The organism is Serratia sp. BW106 (assembly GCF_002607755.1).
GTDB lineage: Bacteria > Pseudomonadota > Gammaproteobacteria > Enterobacterales > Enterobacteriaceae > Serratia > Serratia proteamaculans.
In genome coordinates this window covers 94,600-110,697 of sequence record NZ_MCGS01000020.1, presented here as the reverse complement: position 1 = coordinate 110,697, position 16,098 = coordinate 94,600, and the positions used below count along the sequence as shown (strand labels likewise).

13 protein-coding genes are annotated in these 16,098 nt (G+C 55.2%); 4 read left to right on the top strand and 9 right to left on the bottom strand.

Translation table 11 applies throughout. From position 1 onward, the window contains the following. Positions 1-22: 22 nt before the first annotated feature. Positions 23-1,684 carry an AsmA family protein gene (locus tag BEI65_RS14495; protein ID WP_099063930.1) on the bottom strand — a complete coding sequence of 554 codons (1,662 nt, stop codon included), beginning with the start codon at positions 1,682-1,684 and terminating at the stop codon, positions 23-25. 129 nt (positions 1,685-1,813) lie between these two features. Then, positions 1,814-3,214, bottom strand: coding sequence for an NCS2 family protein (locus tag BEI65_RS14490; RefSeq protein ID WP_099063929.1), 1,401 nt, complete (start codon positions 3,212-3,214; stop codon positions 1,814-1,816). A gap of 242 nt (positions 3,215-3,456) precedes the next feature. On the opposite strand from BEI65_RS14490, the gene gltS reads away from it, so the two are divergent. Beyond that, complete coding sequence (gltS, locus tag BEI65_RS14485; RefSeq protein WP_099063928.1) at positions 3,457-4,668, top strand: sodium/glutamate symporter; 1,212 nt, start codon at positions 3,457-3,459, stop codon at positions 4,666-4,668. Between the two features lie 59 nt (positions 4,669-4,727). On the opposite strand, the gene recG is transcribed toward gltS, so the two are convergent. From recG to gmk, 5 genes are read right to left on the bottom strand one after another with little or no spacing between them, the layout of a single operon-like run. Next, a complete protein-coding gene (recG, locus tag BEI65_RS14480) occupies positions 4,728-6,809 on the bottom strand; it encodes an ATP-dependent DNA helicase RecG (RefSeq protein ID WP_099063927.1) in 2,082 nt (693 codons plus the stop codon). Next, on the bottom strand, positions 6,806-7,501 hold the full coding sequence (gene trmH / locus BEI65_RS14475; protein ID WP_099063926.1) for a tRNA (guanosine(18)-2'-O)-methyltransferase TrmH: 696 nt from the start codon (positions 7,499-7,501) through the stop codon (positions 6,806-6,808). Before trmH ends, recG begins: the two co-directional genes overlap by 4 nt. A 5-nt stretch (positions 7,502-7,506) precedes the next feature. Continuing rightward, positions 7,507-9,618, bottom strand: coding sequence for a bifunctional GTP diphosphokinase/guanosine-3',5'-bis pyrophosphate 3'-pyrophosphohydrolase (spoT, locus tag BEI65_RS14470; protein ID WP_085120071.1), 2,112 nt, complete (start codon positions 9,616-9,618; stop codon positions 7,507-7,509). Between the two features lie 19 nt (positions 9,619-9,637). After that, positions 9,638-9,913, bottom strand: a complete 276-nt coding sequence (gene rpoZ / locus BEI65_RS14465) for a DNA-directed RNA polymerase subunit omega (RefSeq protein ID WP_004953385.1) — start codon at positions 9,911-9,913, stop codon at positions 9,638-9,640. Between the two features lie 54 nt (positions 9,914-9,967). Beyond that, the gene (gene gmk / locus BEI65_RS14460; protein ID WP_099063925.1) at positions 9,968-10,591 is read right to left on the bottom strand and encodes a guanylate kinase; all 624 of its coding nucleotides are present in this window, start codon (positions 10,589-10,591) and stop codon (positions 9,968-9,970) included. Between the two features lie 284 nt (positions 10,592-10,875). Here gmk and ligB point away from each other — a divergent pair, with 284 nt between their 5' ends. Continuing rightward, positions 10,876-12,609, top strand: coding sequence for an NAD-dependent DNA ligase LigB (gene ligB, locus BEI65_RS14455; RefSeq protein WP_099063924.1), 1,734 nt, complete (start codon positions 10,876-10,878; stop codon positions 12,607-12,609). On the opposite strand, the gene BEI65_RS14450 is transcribed toward ligB, so the two are convergent. Continuing rightward, complete coding sequence (locus BEI65_RS14450; protein WP_085120066.1) at positions 12,584-13,201, bottom strand: trimeric intracellular cation channel family protein; 618 nt, start codon at positions 13,199-13,201, stop codon at positions 12,584-12,586. The two genes, ligB and BEI65_RS14450, sit on opposite strands and share 26 nt — an antisense overlap. Positions 13,202-13,483: 282 nt before the next feature. Between BEI65_RS14450 and BEI65_RS14445 the strand changes: the two genes are divergently transcribed. Further along, positions 13,484-13,918 (top strand): DUF3574 domain-containing protein, encoded by a 435-nt coding sequence (locus BEI65_RS14445; RefSeq protein WP_099063923.1) that lies wholly within the window; start codon positions 13,484-13,486, stop codon positions 13,916-13,918. A 38-nt stretch (positions 13,919-13,956) separates the two neighbouring features. Here BEI65_RS14445 and BEI65_RS14440 read toward each other — a convergent pair whose 3' ends face one another. Continuing rightward, positions 13,957-15,141, bottom strand: coding sequence for a NupC/NupG family nucleoside CNT transporter (locus tag BEI65_RS14440; RefSeq protein ID WP_099063947.1), 1,185 nt, complete (start codon positions 15,139-15,141; stop codon positions 13,957-13,959). Positions 15,142-15,513: 372 nt separating this feature from the next. Between BEI65_RS14440 and BEI65_RS14435 the strand changes: the two genes are divergently transcribed. Then, complete coding sequence (locus tag BEI65_RS14435; RefSeq protein ID WP_198404450.1) at positions 15,514-15,909, top strand: hypothetical protein; 396 nt, start codon at positions 15,514-15,516, stop codon at positions 15,907-15,909. Positions 15,910-16,098: the final 189 nt, after the last annotated feature.

Below are 16,098 nucleotides of genomic sequence, written 5' to 3'. Positions count from 1 at the left end.
TGCAGAGAGGGCCAATCCCAAATCAAGGCAGTTGTTGTTCCAGCGTTTGTCCTGCTTTGCTGGTGGCCTGCAATTGGCCCTGCAATGAAGCCTTGAATGGCCCATCGCTGTTCAGCAAGCCTTTCAACTGTAATTGCAGGTTACCGTCACCTTCCAGTGGAACCGGTTGCCATCCCCATTGTTGCAAGGTGTTCACCGGTACCGAACGCCCATTCAGCGACAGCGTAAAAGGCTTGCCCGGCAGTTGCTCGACGGTGGCTTTGGCTTCCAGCAATCCCTGCGGCATAAAGGCGCTGAGCTCGGTGACGTTGATCTGCCCGTCATTAGCGTTCAGCGCCAACGATGGGCGGCGAACGTCTATCTTGTTGAAGGTGGCTTCGCTGCCGTTGAGATTCAGCGTGCCGGACCAGATACCCCACTGGTGATCGCGCGCCAGTAACAGGTTGCTGCCGTAACCGTCCAGCGCGGTGACCTGGAACGGGAAAGCCGGGTTGATGTCGATGATCAGATTGCGGTTGGTGGTCAGCTTGTTGACGTAGACCTCTGCCAGCCAGTGCGGCAGCGTTTGTAGCCACAACCCGCGCCAGTTACTCGGCAAGGTGTATTCCAACGCGGCGACCGCCACCTCATCCAGTTGCAGGCGATTATTAGCGCGCAGCCAGTTGCCGGAGGTACGCAATAGGCCACCTTCCCAGCGGGTGGTGAACTGCTGAATAGCGATACCCGCTGGTGAGAGACGCATATTCATGATCGGATCAATCAGGTGGAAACCGCCATTGATCAGATCGCTGGCGTTGAAGTTCAGCGAACCGTCCGGACTACTCCAGTCGCCCTGCTGGAAGGTGACGTTTTGCAGCGACAGGTCGAGATCGTTGAACGCCCACTCTTTACCTTCCAGCCGGGCATCGATCAGATCAAAACGTTTAAGCGTGATCGGCGGCAGGGCGGTAAAGCGCTGCCAGAATTGTTCCAGCGTCAGTGGCGTCTGCATGCGCACACCACTCAGCCGCAGGCGTTCTACCTGCCAGCTGCCGTCAGCGGCGCGGGTGGCTACGCCAGTCAAATCACCTTGCGCCAGATCGGCGCCGAAGTTGCTGAGCAGCAACTGGTTTTGCTTAAGCTCGCCCTGTACCAATACCTGTGAGGCTGGGATGCCGTTCAGCGTCATGGAACCGGCGCTGAACTGGAACTGATTATTTTCACCCAAGGGATGACCGGCGTTGGGCTGCCATGGCGTAATACCGGCATTGACCTGTTGGGCATCCAGCTGCCAGGTTTCATCATTGGATTGCAGCGCCATATTGCTCAGTTGCAGCACATTGGCCTGTATCGGCAATACCGAATTCTGCTGTGGGAGCTTAAGCGTCCCCTCGCGTAGCGTGACGCTATGGAAATAACGTGGTTCGGTGATTTGGCGCAGGCTGAGCCCGAGGTCTACCTGTTTGGCTATCAGCGATGGCGGCTGATTTTTTGTTGCCAACCGAACGTCTTCCAGGCTGATTTGGCTCGGTTGGTCCCACGAGTGCGAGATCTTCGCCACCGACAGCTGGTATTCGCTGTTATCGCTGACCCAGCGGCTGATCCAGCCGGCTGCCCAACGGGTTTGCCCAATGACGTACAACAGCGCAATGGCAAGTACTACCAGCAGCAGCAACGTCAGCAACAGTTTCCCGATAAATTTCATCGTCTACATCCGCATCGGTCAAAAAAGATACCCTGTTTATGCCGTAATTGGCTGGGCATCTCAAGTGCAATGGTCTGATAGGCAATAAAAAACGGCCGCAAGCGACCGTTTAACCGTCAGTGTGGCTGATTACGGCTTTTCGTGTTCGTGCGGGAACACCAGATTCAGCACGATGGCGGTGATCCCCCCGGCCGCAATGCCTGAGGAGAGCAGGGTTTTCAGCCAGTCCGGCGCGAACTGCAGGATCAGCGGTTGCTGGGAAACGCCCATGCCCACCGCCAGCGACAGCGCCATGATCATGATTGCACGGCGGTTCAGTCGTTCGCGCGACACGATACGCACACCGGATGCGGCGATGGTGCCGAACATCACCAGGGTTGCGCCGCCCAATACCGGCTCAGGAATGTGTTGTACGAATCCGGCTACCGCTGGGAACAACCCCAACAGGATCAGCATCAGTGCCACCACGAAACCGACATAACGGCTGGCAACGCCGGTCAGCTGGATCACCCCATTGTTCTGACCAAAGCAGGAGTTGGGGAAGGTGTTGAACACCGCTGACAGCATTGAGTTCAGACCGTTGGCCAGCACGCCGCCCTTCAGGCGCTTCATATACAGCGGGCCGCTGACCGGCTGTTCCGACACGTCCGAGGTGGCGGTGATATCGCCAATGGTTTCCAGTGAGGTGACCATAAAGATCAGCATCAGGGGCAACAGCAGGTTCCAGTCAAAGCCCAGACCGTAATACAGCGGCGTTGGGATGATGATCGCTGCCGTCTCGGGAACCGGTTGGCTTGATGGCAGCATGTCCATGGCCCATGCCAGCAGATAACCGACCGCCATGGCAATCACCAGAGAGGCGACGCGCAGGTACGGGTTGCGCTGACGATTTAGCAAGATAATCACCAATAATACCGCACCGGCCAGCAGCAGGTTTTTGGGGGCACCGAAGCTACCCCCGTTCATCGCGGCATAGCCACCGCCGATGGAAGTCAGCCCGACCTGGATCAGCGATAAACCGATAATCATCACCACGATGCCGGAAACCAGCGGGGTGATAATACGTCGCGCCAGGTGCAGCACGCGTGATAGCAAGATCTCGGTGCAGGAGGCGACCATCAGTGTGCCAAACAGCGCTGCCATCATGGTTGGCACGTCGGCCCCGCCGTTTTTCAGCGCCAGCCCACCCATAATCAGCGGTGCAACAAAGTTAAAACTGGTGCCCTGAATTGACAGCAGACCGGAACCGACCGGCCCCCAGGTTTTAATTTGCAGGATAGAGGCCAGACCGGAGGCAAACAGCGACATGCTGATGATGTGTTGAGTATCCTGTGCCGGTAAACCTAACGCCTGACAGATCAACAGAGCCGGGGTGATCACTGCAACAAACATTGCCAACAGGTGCTGACTAGCGGCAAACAGCGTCTGAGGCAGTGGTGGGCGGTCTTCCAGGCGATAAATCAGTTCACTGTTGCGGGCAGGGGAGGATGCTTTTTGCGCAGCATCGAGCTCGGCGGATGGCATGGTCATGGTGTGGCATTTCCAGAAACGGCAAAGCAGGCATTTTAATGATTTGCCTCACAAAAGCAAACGGTTGCGCGTTAATGTTTTGTTAGTGTTATCGCCGGTTATGTCGCATTTTTATTCATTTTTTCTTGTGTTATCAGCGTTTTTTCCTTCTAATCCTGCACTCATCAAGTTTTAAAAACTAAGCGGTTTTCTATAACTTATTATTTCTTAATTGGATCTTTCCCCTTACATGGAGTACCTGGATGTTTCATCTTGATACTTATGGCACGTTAGTCGCGGCAACATTGGTTTTGCTCCTTGGGGGCAAATGCGTTACCAGCATTCCCCTGTTGAGAAAATACACTATCCCCGCACCTGTCGCCGGTGGCTTACTGGTGGCACTCCTGTTGTTAGCCCTGAAAAAGCTGGTTAACTGGGAAATCAGCTTCGATATGTCGCTGAAGGACCCATTGATGCTGGCTTTCTTCGCCACCATCGGTCTGAATGCCAACCTGGCGCGCTTGCGTGCGGGCGGCAAGGCATTAATGGTGTTCCTGTTTGTGGTGCTGGGCCTGCTGCTGGTGCAGAACGCCATCGGCATCGGCATGGCGAAAATGCTGGGTCTGGATCCGCTAATGGGTCTGATCGCCGGCTCCATTACGCTGTCCGGCGGCCACGGCACCGGGGCGGCCTGGAGCAAGCTGTTTATCGAGCGCTACGGGTTTGAAAATGCCACGGAAGTGGCGATGGCCTGTGCCACCTTCGGACTGGTACTGGGTGGCCTGATTGGCGGGCCGGTGGCACGATACCTGGTGAAGCACTCTTCCACGCCGGAAGGCACACCGGACGACAGTGTCCAGCCAAGCGGTTTTGAAAAGCCGGAAAGCGGCCGTTTGATCACCTCGCTGGTCATGGTTGAAACCATTGCCATGATCGCCATCTGTTTGAGCCTGGGTCAGTTGATCTCGGGCTTGCTGAGTGGCACGGTGTTTGAATTGCCAAACTTCGTCTGCGTGCTGTTTGTCGGCGTGATCCTCAGCAACACCCTGGCTTTCACCGGCTTTTATACCGTGTTTGAACGTGCGGTATCGGTGCTGGGCAACGTCAGCCTGTCGCTGTTCCTGGCCATGGCGCTGATGAGCCTGCGGTTGTGGGAGCTGGCTTCGCTGGCCTTGCCGATGTTGGCGATCCTGGCGGTGCAAACGCTGGTGATGGCGCTGTACGCCATTTTCGTCACCTACCGGGTGATGGGCAAAAATTACGATGCAGCGGTACTGGCCGCGGGCCACTGTGGCTTCGGTATGGGCGCGACGCCAACGGCGATCGCCAATATGCAGGCGATTACCGATCGCTTCGGCCCATCACACCTGGCGTTTCTGGTGGTGCCAATGGTCGGGGCGTTCTTTATTGATATTGCCAACGCGATTGTGATTAAGCTGTATCTGTTGCTGCCGATATTCCCGGTTATTGGCTGATTAACGGGTCGTAATAACGAAAAGGGCGCCGATTGGCGCCCTTTGCTATGGTCGGGGGATTAGGCGTTGGAGTAACGCGCTTTTTTCGGTAACCAGCGTTCAATCAAGGCTCGGGCATGTTCCGGATACTGCTGATGGATATGGCGGGCGACGCGTTGCACTTCCGGGATCATCGCCTGATCGCGCAGTAAATCGGCCACTTTGAACTCTGCACTGCCGGTTTGACGTGTGCCCAGCAACTCACCGGGGCCGCGGATCTCCAGATCTTGCTGCGCAATAACGAAGCCGTCATTGCTGTCACGCAGCACCTGCAGGCGCTTTTGTGCCGTTTTGCTCAGCGGTGTTTTGTACAACAAAACACAGTGTGACGCGACAGCACCACGACCCACGCGGCCGCGTAGCTGATGCAGCTGCGCCAGCCCCAACCGCTCCGGGTTTTCGATGATCATCAGGCTGGCATTCGGTACGTCGACCCCGACTTCGATCACCGTCGTTGCCACCAGCAGCTGCAGTTCGCCTTGTTTAAAGGCCTGCATCACCGCCTGTTTCTCTTGCGCTTTCATTCGGCCATGTATCAGCGCGACTTTCAGTTCCGGCAACGCGACTTTCAGCTCTTCCCAGGTGGCTTCTGCCGCCTGGGCTTCCAGCACTTCAGACTCCTCAATCAGCGTACAAACCCAATACGCCTGTCGGCCTTCTTCGATGCAGGCGTTTTTCACTCGCTGAATAATATCGGCACGGCGGGTATCGGGAATAGCGACGGTAGTGACTGGCGTTCTGCCTGGGGGCAGCTCGTCGATCACCGAAGTGTCGAGATCGGCATAGGCGGTCATCGCCAGCGTGCGTGGGATGGGCGTGGCGGTCATGATCAACTGATGGGCATGGAAGCCTTGCTCCTCCCCCTTTTCCCACAGGGCCAGCCGCTGGTGTACGCCAAAACGATGCTGTTCGTCGATGATCACCAGCGCCAGGCCGGAGAACTGCACCTGTTCCTGGAAGATGGCGTGCGTACCGACCACCATCGACACCTGCCCACTGGCAATTGCCTCTTGCTGCGCGATGCGTGCCTTGCCTTTTTGCTTGCCGGCCAGCCAGCCGACTTGCAACCCCAGCGGTTCAAACCACTGGCGGAAATTGTTGGCGTGCTGTTCGGCCAGCAGCTCCGTTGGCGCCATCAGCGCCACCTGCTTGCCGTGAGCGATAGCGCGCAACGCGGCTAGCGCAGCCACCAGCGTTTTGCCGGAGCCGACGTCGCCCTGGACCAGCCGCATCATCGGGAAGCCTTTTTGCATATCGGCTTCGATATCGGCCACCACGCGATCTTGCGCCCCGGTTGGTGAAAACGGCAACTGGGCGAGGAATTGCTTTTTAAGCCGGTCATCCGGCATCAGCGGCAGCGCCTGATAGCTCTGGGCACCGGCTCGTACCGCCAGCATGCTGAGGTTATGTGCCAGCAGCTCTTCCAGGATCAGACGTTTTTGCGCCGGGTGTTTACCCAGTTCCAAATCCGCTAACTGGATATCCGGCGGTGGGCGATGCAGGGTATGCAACGCCTGTGGCAGGCTCATTAACCCACCGCTCAGTTCTGGCGGCAGTAGTTCGGCAATGGCGCAGGTATCCAACAGCTCCAGCGCCTGATCGGTCAGTTTGCGCAGTGTGGCCTGCCGAATGCCTTCGGTGGTGGGGTAGACCGGCGTCAGTGACTCTTGCAGCTCAACCTCACTGCTTTCTCCCTGAATGCGGTATTCCGGGTGAATAATTTCTGCGCCGTGATTACCACGTTTGACTTCACCATAAGCGGTGACACGACGGCCGGTGGCCAGGCTGTTCTTCATCGCCGCATTGAAGTTGAAGAAGCGCATGGTGAGCAGGCCGGTACCGTCACTGATCTGACAGGTCAGCATGCGTCGACGGCCAAAGCTGATGTCTGTGCGCAGTACTTCGCCTTCCACGGTGGCAAAAATGCCCGCTTGCAGATCGTTTATTGGATAGAGGCGGGTGCGGTCTTCATAGCGCAGCGGCAGGTGCAGCAGCAAATCCTGAATGGTTTCCAGGCCAATTTTGGCCAGTTTACCCGCCTGGCTGGCGCCAACCCCGGAAAGTGTGGTGAGTGGGACAGCATCCAGCAGGCGGCCTTTCATTTACGTACCGTCGCTTGCATGGTTGCCCACCATTCGGCATCGGCGACCACCTGGCCCTGCTCATCAATGTGTGGGCGCGGCAGCCTTTTACGCTTGGCCACGTTGGCCAGTACCGGATAGCCGCCTTCAAACAGCAGACGTTGCTGCTCTTCCTGGTCGAGCATGCTGTGCTCACGGCGATACATACCGGCATTTTGCCGCTGGCGTTGCGCTTCGTACAAGATCAATGCCGAGGCGACCGACACGTTAAGCGACTGCACCATACCGATCATCGGAATGATGATGTCTTGGTCGGCAAGCCGCAGGGCCTCTTCGGTGATGCCGGTTTTTTCCTGACCCAGCAGCACGCAGGTTGGGCGGGTGTAATCCACTTCGCGGAAGTCGACTGCACGGGCTGACAGGTTAGTCGCCAGAATTTGCATACCCTGATCTTTCAGATGGGTCACGGCGTCGACAATGGTGGGATGGGTTTTGACATTCACCCAGCTGTTGCTGCCGGCCGCGGAAGAAACCAGGGTGCGCATGCGCGGGGTTGGCCACACGGCATGCACCTGATGCACGCCGACGGCGTCGGCGGTGCGGATAATGGCGGAGACGTTATGCGGTTTGTGCACCTGTTCCAGGCAGACCGTTAAATCCGGCTGCCGGGTAGCCAGCATTTCACAAATCCGCGCATAGCGTTCAGGGCTCATAAGCGCTAATTTCGGTTACGGTTAACTTTAATGACATCCGGCATGATACGGATTTTACGCATAATATTTGCCAGATGGATGCGATCGCGGGTGGTCAAGCGGATAAAGGCGCTATAAACCCGGCCGTCTTTTTCTTCGGTATTCAGGCTTTGGATATTGGACTCAGCCGCATTGATAGCCGCCGTCAGGTTGGCCAGCGCCCCCTGATGGTTAAACATGTCCACTTTGATCTCGGCAATGAATTCCTGCTCGATGTCTTTATCCCACTCTACCGCCATGAATTTCTCAGGCTCTTTCTGGTAGCCGCGGATATTCCGGCAGGACTCATGGTGGATCACCAGGCCTTTGCCTGGACTGACGTGAGCGATGATCGGGTCACCTGGAATAGGTCGGCAGCATTTGGCGAAGGTGATCAGTACGCCGTCTGCGCCCTTGATCGCCAGGTTACGCACCCCGGAGGACGTGCCCAGATTGGACTGGTCACCCTGCAGGTTTTTCGCTACCACCACGCTCATGGCATTGCCTAAGCCGATTTCAGCCAGCAAATCATCCAGCGTTGCCAGCTTCATGCGATCCAACTCGTGCTGGATATTTTCCGGTGGGATCTCTGCCAGTTTGCGGCTGCCGCCCAACGCATGATTCAACAAGCGACGGCCGAGGCTGACCGAATCATCGCGTTTGAGGTTCTTCAGCATCTGGCGGATTTTGGCGCGCGCTTTTGAGCTGACGACAAAGTTCAGCCAGGCGGCGTTGGGTCGTGCGCCCGGTGCGGTGATAATTTCGACCGTTTGGCCGCTACTCAGTGACTGCGACAGCGGGTACGGCTGACGATCGACCCGCGCACCAACGCAGGCGTGGCCGATATCGGTGTGTACCGCGTAGGCGAAGTCGACCGGCGTTGCGCCCGCAGGCAATTCGACAATGCGGCCTTCCGGGGTGAAAACGTAAATCTCATCCGGGAACAGATCGGATTTTACGCTCTCGATAAATTCAAACGAACTGCCGGCGCTTTGTTGCAGCTCCAGCAAGCTTTGCATCCAGCGCTGAGCGCGGATTTGTGCGGTGGTGCCGGTTTCGCCCTGTTCTTTTTCTTTATAAGCCCAGTGCGCGGCGACCCCCATTTCGGCCATCTGATCCATATCTTCGGTACGGATCTGCACCTCAACCGGTACGCCGTGTGGGCCGATCAATGAAGTGTGCAGCGATTGATAGCCGTTGGCCTTGGGAATGGCGATATAGTCTTTGACCCTGCCCGGACGCGGTTTGTACAGGCTGTGAGCCTGACCCAGTACGCGGTAGCAGGTGTCGACTTCCTTCACGATCACCCGGAACGCGTAGATATCCATAATTGAATGGAAACGCTGTTCTTTCAGGTGCATCTTGAGGTAGATGGAATACAGATGTTTTTCCCGTCCGCTGACGCGGCAGGGTATGCCGGCCTCGGTCAGTCGCCCTTCGATCTCAGCGAGAATCTTCTGGATCATCTCTTTACGGTTACCGCGCGCGGCTTTCACCACTTCTTTGATTACGCGATAACGGTTCGGGTACAACGCTTCAAAACCCAGCTCTTCCAGCTCGGTTTTCAGGTGGTGAATACCCAGACGATGGGCCAGAGGGCTGTAGATTTCCAGGGTTTCACGCGCAATACGCCGCCGTTTATCAGGGCGAAGCGAACCGAGGGTGCGCATGTTGTGCGTACGGTCGGCCAGCTTGATCAACACGACGCGGATATCCTGCACCATCGCCATGATCATCTTGCGGAAGTTTTCCGCCTGCGCTTCTTTTTTATCCTGGAACTTCAGCTTGTCGAGCTTGGATACGCCTTCAACCAATTCGGCAACGCTTTTGCCGAACAGCTGTTCCATATCCTGGTAGGTGGCCGGGGTGTCTTCGATGACGTCGTGCAGCAATGCTGCCATCAGCGTCTCATGGTCGAGACGCATTTCCGCCAGAATGCAGGCCACGGCAACCGGGTGAGTAATGTAGGGCTCACCGCTGGAGCGTGTCTGTCCCTCGTGAGCATCACGTGCAACGAGGTATGCCTGTTTGAGGCGCTTAATCTGCTCCTCAGGCAGGTAACGTTGAATCAGCAGATTCAGGCTTTCAAACAGGTACAAAGGCAGACTCGCAGTCTAATTAACGACGACCTTCAGCAATGGCGGTAACCGCTTGAATCTCTGCGGCTTCCTGCTCTTGCTGCTCCTGACGATCACGAACATCGAGGATCTGGCTGGTGATCAGGCCTTCTTCGATTTCGCGCAGCGCGATAACGGTGTACTTGTCGTTTTCTTCCGGAACAAGTGCATCTTTACCGCCAGTCTGGATTTGACGTGCCCGACGAGCAGCGACCAACACCAGGTCAAAACGGTTACCAATTTTCTCTACAGCGTCTTGAACAGTTACGCGTGCCATATTTGTGCTACTCCACAGGTGACGAAAAGACTGGGCATAATACTGAAACTGTCTTCAGTCTGCCAATAGTTTGCTGATTAAAGCGTCATGCCGCAGTAATTGGCGGCCTAAACGCAGGCGCTCGGCGCGAATAATGGTTTTCAGATCGGACAGAGCCAAGTCGAAATCATCATTCACAATTAAATAATCATACTCCGCGTAATGCGCCATTTCCGCCACGGCTTGCGCCATGCGTTTGGCGATCACTTCATCTGAGTCTTGCCCGCGGCCACGCAGGCGACGATCAAGTTCTTCCTTCGACGGCGGTAAAATAAAGATGCTGCGTGCCTGGGGCATTTTTGCGCGAATCTGCTGCGCGCCCTGCCAGTCGATATCCAGGAAAACGTCTACACCGGTCGACAGCACCTGCTCAATGGCGGCGCGTGAGGTCCCGTAATAGTTGCCGAACACTTCGGCGTGCTCAAGAAAGGCATCCTGCTCAATCATTCGGCAGAATTCATCTTTTGAGACGAAGAAGTAATGATCGCCATGCTGTTCACCCGGGCGGCTGTCGCGCGTGGTGTGCGAAACCGAAACCTGCGTGTCGTACAGCGGTTGCGTCTTTAACAAAGCCTGAATCAGACTTGATTTCCCTGCGCCACTGGGGGCAGAGACAATATAAAGTGTGCCTTGAGCCATGATGATGTTCGTTGGTAGCGGTTGATATGCCAATAACAGCGGATGTGTATTTTCTCCGCACAGTATACACGGCTAACGAGCCGGATGCAGCGTTAGCTCGCATTTTGCCCGCCGCTTTATGCTGAAAAAACCTCAAACAGACGAGTTTGCGCAGCTTATCGCTAAATTTTGGCGTTTTTCTGCAACGCGCTCTGCCCTTCTCGAGCTGCTTTGCAGAACGACTGATTGGCCATTGCCGCGTCTCCACTTCCCGGATTTACTGCCGGTTATCAGGGAGGTGCACAATGCGTAAAGGTGTGATGAGGATCGGGATGATCCTGCTGGGCTGTTTGGTGTTTAGTGGGCCACTGTGGGCGGAGTCTTGCCCGGCATGGCGGCCGGAGCGGTTGCAACTGGAGATAACCACGTTAAAAAACCAGCTTGAGCGCTGGGATGTGGCTTATTACCAACAGGGAAACAGTTTGGTTGAAGATGAAGTGTACGACAGCCTGCGCAAAAAACTGCAGCTGTGGCTAGCTTGCGCCGGGCTGGCACCGGCAGAGGAGCCTGTGCCGCTTTTACCTGCGGGCAAGTTGTCGCACCCGGTTGCGCATACCGGATTACGCAAATTGCCGGATCCTGCCGCAGTGGCCCAATGGTTGCACGGCCGCAGTGACCTCTGGGTTCAGCCAAAGGTGGACGGCGTAGCCATTACGCTGGTTTATCGTGACGGAGTCTTGGTGTCGGCGATCAGCCGGGGGGACGGGCTGAAGGGGGAAAACTGGCTGGAAAAGGTGCGTGCCATACCGGCGGTACCCGCGAGCATCAAGGGTGCGCCGCAGATGCTGACCCTGCAAGGTGAGCTGTTTCTGATGGTGAACGGTCATCAACAAAAACGCAGTGGTGGCATCAATGCCCGGGCTAAGGTTGCCGGTGCGTTGATGAAAAAGAAGCCTTCACCGGTACTGCAGCAGATTGGCCTGTTTGTCTGGGCATGGCCGGACGGTCCGCAAGCGATGCCGCAGCGTTTACACCAGCTTGCTGCTATGGGGTTCCCTCTGACCCTGGCTTATTCGCAACCGGTGAAATCATTGGTGCAAGTGCAGCAATGGCGAGATCGCTGGTACCAGGCTGCTTTACCTTTCGTCACCGATGGCGTGGTGATCCATCAGGCGCGTTCACCGCAGGGAAGGTACTGGCAAGCGAAGCCCGGTGATTGGACCGTTGCCTGGAAGTATCCTCCGGCGCAGCAGGTTGCGCAGGTCAATGGCGTCGAATTCAATGTGGGGCGAACCGGAAAAATTGCCGTGGTGCTGCGCCTTGAACCTGTCAGGCTGGACGACAAATGGGTGACTCGGGTTAACCTCGGCTCACTACCCCGTTGGCGGCAATGGGCGGTTGTGCCTGGAGATCAGGTGGTAATCAGCCTGATGGGACATGGCATTCCGCACCTTAATAAGGTGGTCTGGCGGATAAAAGAGAGGTCGATGCCCAGTGCGCCATCCGCAGAACATTATCACCCGCTGAGTTGCTTTAGTTGGCGGCCGGATTGCCGTCAGCAATTTCTTGCCCGGCTGGTATGGCTGGGTGGCCGACAGGGGTTAAATCTGCACGGGGTCAACGAATCTACCTGGCAGGCACTCATCGATCAGGGGCTGGTCCGGCATCTGTTGGATTGGTTGGTGCTGACGCCGGAACAGTTGATGTCTGCCCCTGGTATTGGCAGTAAGCGAGGGCAGAGCATTTACCGGCAGTTTCAACTGGCGCGACAGCAGCCTTTTGCCCGCTGGTTAATCGCCTTAGGCGCGCCGCTGTCCCCGCAGCAAGCGGTGACGTTGAAAAGCTGGCATCAGGTCCAGCAATTGCCCGCCGAAGCATGGCGGACGATGGCCGGTATTGGAACCAAAAGGGCGCGGCAGATTGCCGATTTTCTCCAGCACCCGCCATTGCTGGCATTGGTCAGTATGCTGGTATCCCAGGAAATAATCGGTTTTGCCCCCGAGGTGGACACTATTAATGATCCGGATGCTGGTAATTAAATACCGGTAGACCCAGACGAAAGCGCAGGGCGAGTAAGCGGGCGCTGAGGCCGACGACCAGTGTGATGATCACCACCAGATTATGCGGCAGGCTGAAGTGTTGCAGGCCGATGTACAGCCAGGCGGCGGCAAAGGAGATACCGGCATAGATTTCTTTCTGAAATACCAGCGGGATACGGTTGCAGAGCATATCGCGCAGTACGCCACCGAACACGCCGGTGATCACGGCGGCAATCGCGGCGATGATGGCACCGTGCCCCATATCCAGTGCGACTTGCGCGCCGATGATTGAAAACACAATCAGACCAACGGCATCCAAAACCAGGAATAGGCGACGCAGGTGACGCATCAAGGGGGCCAGCCAGGTGGTGACAATCGCCGCAATGGCGACGATAACGATATATTCAGGATGTTTGACCCACCCCAGAGGAAAATGCCCGAGCAGCATATCGCGCACCGAACCGCCGCCGATGGCGGTAGCCGAAGCAATAATAATTACGCCAAACATATCCATCTGGCGACGGCCGGCAGCCAGTGCGCCGGTCATGGCTTCGGCAGTGATGCCGATGATATAAAGAACGCTCAGTAACATAAGGTATTCACAGGGTGGGCAGGAATGAGTGTAATGGTGGAAGGGTAATCGCCGACGGGGTACATCGCTACTGAGTTTTTCTAACGGGTGATGTTTCGGATTACTTTAATTAATCCATTGTTGATTGGATTTACTTGTTTATTGCCTTTTATAACCTTTTGTTGCCAACAGCAGCATTAGAAATTTAGTGTTAGTTTCTATGGCTGACTATATTTATTGCACTCGGTCCGAGGCTGCGTGTCGACGGCGGATAATGGCATTCATTAAGGAACATAAAGATAAATGAAAAATACTCCCATGCTGGCGACGGCCGTAACGGCGGCCTTACTGTTGAGCGGCTGCGTTGCTCCGGTTCCGAACACCGTGCAGCAAAAGCCAGCGACTTGCTCAGTAGGCGATCCCATGACGCAAACCACGCTTTATTTTGGCCTGAATCGCCCTGTAGGGCCGGTGATCAGCGCAGCAGAGTGGCAGAGTTTCGTTGATCGGCAAGTGACGCCGCGCTTTAAAGATGGGCTGTCGGTATTTGATGCCAAAGGACAGTGGCTGGGTAACGACGGCAAGCTGGCGCGCGAGAACAGCAAGGCACTGATGCTGATCCATGCGCCGGGCAAGGAAAGTGAAACCAATATTGAGGCGCTGCGCAGCAGCTATAAGCAACAGTTTGCGCAGGATTCCGTGATGCGTGTAGATGCGCCGGTGTGTGTCGCGTTCTGATGAAATCCCGGCCCGCAGGCCGGGGCTAGGGATTTGGCTTACAGAACCAACCCGGCGATGGCCGCCGAAAGCAGGCTGACCAGCGTTGAGCCGTAGACCAGTTTCAGGCCAAAACGAGAAACCACATTACCCTGTCGCTCGTTAAGCCCTTTGATTGCCCCGGCAACGATGCCGATAGAGGCAAAGTTGGCGAAGGAAACCAGGAATACTGACAGGATACCCAAGCCGCGTGGCGTTAGCTCCGCAGCAATTTTCTTCAGTTCGATCATCGCCACAAATTCATTGGCTACCAGCTTGGTCGCCATGATGCTGCCTGCCCGCAGCGCATCCGGCGCCGGGATGCCGATCAGCCAGGCCAACGGATAGAATACATAGCCCAGGATCTGTTGGAAGCTGATACCGAACACCGCTGAGAACAGGGCGTTTACCGCAGAAATCAGCGCAATAAAGCCAATCAGCATGGCAGCGATAATCATCGCGATTTTGAAGCCCGCCAAAATATACTCGCCCAGCATTTCAAAGAAGCTCTGATCTTCATGCAGCTTACTCAGCTTCAATTCAGGCTCATCGTCCAACTGATAAGGGTTGATGATCGATAAAATGATAAAGGTACTGAACATATTGAGGATCAGCGCTGCAACCACGTATTGCGCATCGATCATCGACATATAGGCGCCAACGATGGACATAGATACTGTCGACATGGCAGTAGCCGCCATGGTGTACATGCGGCGTGGCGAGATATCGCCAATGATGCCCTTATAAGCGATAAAGTTTTCTGATTGTCCGAGCACCAGCGTGCTGACGGCGTTGAAAGACTCCAGCTTGCCCATACCGTTAACTTTGGACAGCAGAGTGCCAACTACACGGATAATCAGCGGTAAAATGCGGAAATGCTGCAAAATGCCGATTAGCGCAGAAATAAAGATTATCGGGCACAAAACCCCCAGGAAGATAAACGCCAACCCGTCTTTGCTCATGCCACCAAACACAAAGTCGGAGCCTTGTGCGGCGTATGTCAGCAGCGTCTCAAAGAAGCCGGCGACGAGTCTGATGACGCTAAGGCCACTTTCTGAATGCAGGAAGAAATAGGCGAGGGCACCTTCGATGACCAGAAGCTGAATAATATAGCGCAGGCGGATTTTCTTGCGGTCATTGCTGACTAACAGGGCCAGGGCGATGATTACCACCAGGGCAAAAATAAATTGCAGAATTTGCGGCATAAAGGGTCCGTACAGCTTGCGGGCATGAAAAAACACATTTAGCCACAGCTTAGCCTTCCTTTCATTACCTTAGGTGATAATTGGAATAAAATACTTTCAGTCAGCGAGATAAGTTACCCATTGCCACCCGCGCCCACTGGGTCACAGTTTTTCATAAACCCACGCCGTTCAATTTCCGACGCGTTTTTTGAGTTGTGGCGCGCAAAGCTTCGCCTCTTCAATGTTTGTTGCCTAAAGGCCTGGAACCCAGTGCTCAGAATGTCCCACGGGTTGCGCTAATAGATTGGTTTATTAAGGATTAACCATGAAAATAGCCTGACATTTTGTCGCAGAAATTCAGCGAAATCTTTTCTCAGGATGAGGAGACCAATGATGAACACCAGCACCTTATTGCGGGCTTTGGCGAATGGCGTGAATCCCGATACCGGCGAGTTATTGAAACCCACTTCAATGGCCAGTTCACCAGAAGCGATACGTCTTTTGTTCGCCCTGGCCGAGGAGTTTCAGAGCGAATCTGAACGCCAGAAAAAGACCAAGCTAACGCCGGAGGAACGGCGACAGAAGAATATTTTTGAGGGGCGGCCGGCAAAATCTTATTTCCCCTGGGATGAAGAAGAGAAACAGCGATTGCAAGAAAGCCACGCCGCGGGCATGACGCTGGAGGTGATGAGCAGTGAATTTGAACGCTCGACCTGGGGAATTGCCGTGCAGCTGCAGAAAATGGGGCTGATTACCGAAGAGCAGGCGGCTGGTTTACCCAGAGCATAGCCGTAAAAAAGCCCGCTGACGCGGGCTTAAGCGAATGAAGAACATATCACTCGATGTTCTGGATCTGTTTTTTGTTTGTCTCATAACGTGTTGTTTTTAATTTATTTAATTTTTGTTTTTATTTTTTGGTACGTTTATTGGTACATGTAAATGGTTGTAGTCATAATATTGAAAAACAGCACCCATCTA

Coding starts and splice junctions, on each gene's coding strand:
- BEI65_RS14495 (WP_099063930.1), bottom strand. CDS start 1,684: ATGAAATTTATCGGGAAACTGTTGCTGACGTTGCTGCTGCTGGTAGTA.
- BEI65_RS14490 (WP_099063929.1), bottom strand. CDS start 3,214: ATGACCATGCCATCCGCCGAGCTCGATGCTGCGCAAAAAGCATCCTCC.
- gltS (WP_099063928.1), top strand. CDS start 3,457: ATGTTTCATCTTGATACTTATGGCACGTTAGTCGCGGCAACATTGGTT.
- recG (WP_099063927.1), bottom strand. CDS start 6,809: ATGAAAGGCCGCCTGCTGGATGCTGTCCCACTCACCACACTTTCCGGG.
- trmH (WP_099063926.1), bottom strand. CDS start 7,501: ATGAGCCCTGAACGCTATGCGCGGATTTGTGAAATGCTGGCTACCCGG.
- rpoZ (WP_004953385.1), bottom strand. CDS start 9,913: ATGGCACGCGTAACTGTTCAAGACGCTGTAGAGAAAATTGGTAACCGT.
- gmk (WP_099063925.1), bottom strand. CDS start 10,591: ATGGCTCAAGGCACACTTTATATTGTCTCTGCCCCCAGTGGCGCAGGG.
- ligB (WP_099063924.1), top strand. CDS start 10,876: ATGCGTAAAGGTGTGATGAGGATCGGGATGATCCTGCTGGGCTGTTTG.
- BEI65_RS14450 (WP_085120066.1), bottom strand. CDS start 13,201: ATGTTACTGAGCGTTCTTTATATCATCGGCATCACTGCCGAAGCCATG.
- BEI65_RS14445 (WP_099063923.1), top strand. CDS start 13,484: ATGAAAAATACTCCCATGCTGGCGACGGCCGTAACGGCGGCCTTACTG.
- BEI65_RS14440 (WP_099063947.1), bottom strand. CDS start 15,141: ATGCCGCAAATTCTGCAATTTATTTTTGCCCTGGTGGTAATCATCGCC.
- BEI65_RS14435 (WP_198404450.1), top strand. CDS start 15,514: ATGAACACCAGCACCTTATTGCGGGCTTTGGCGAATGGCGTGAATCCC.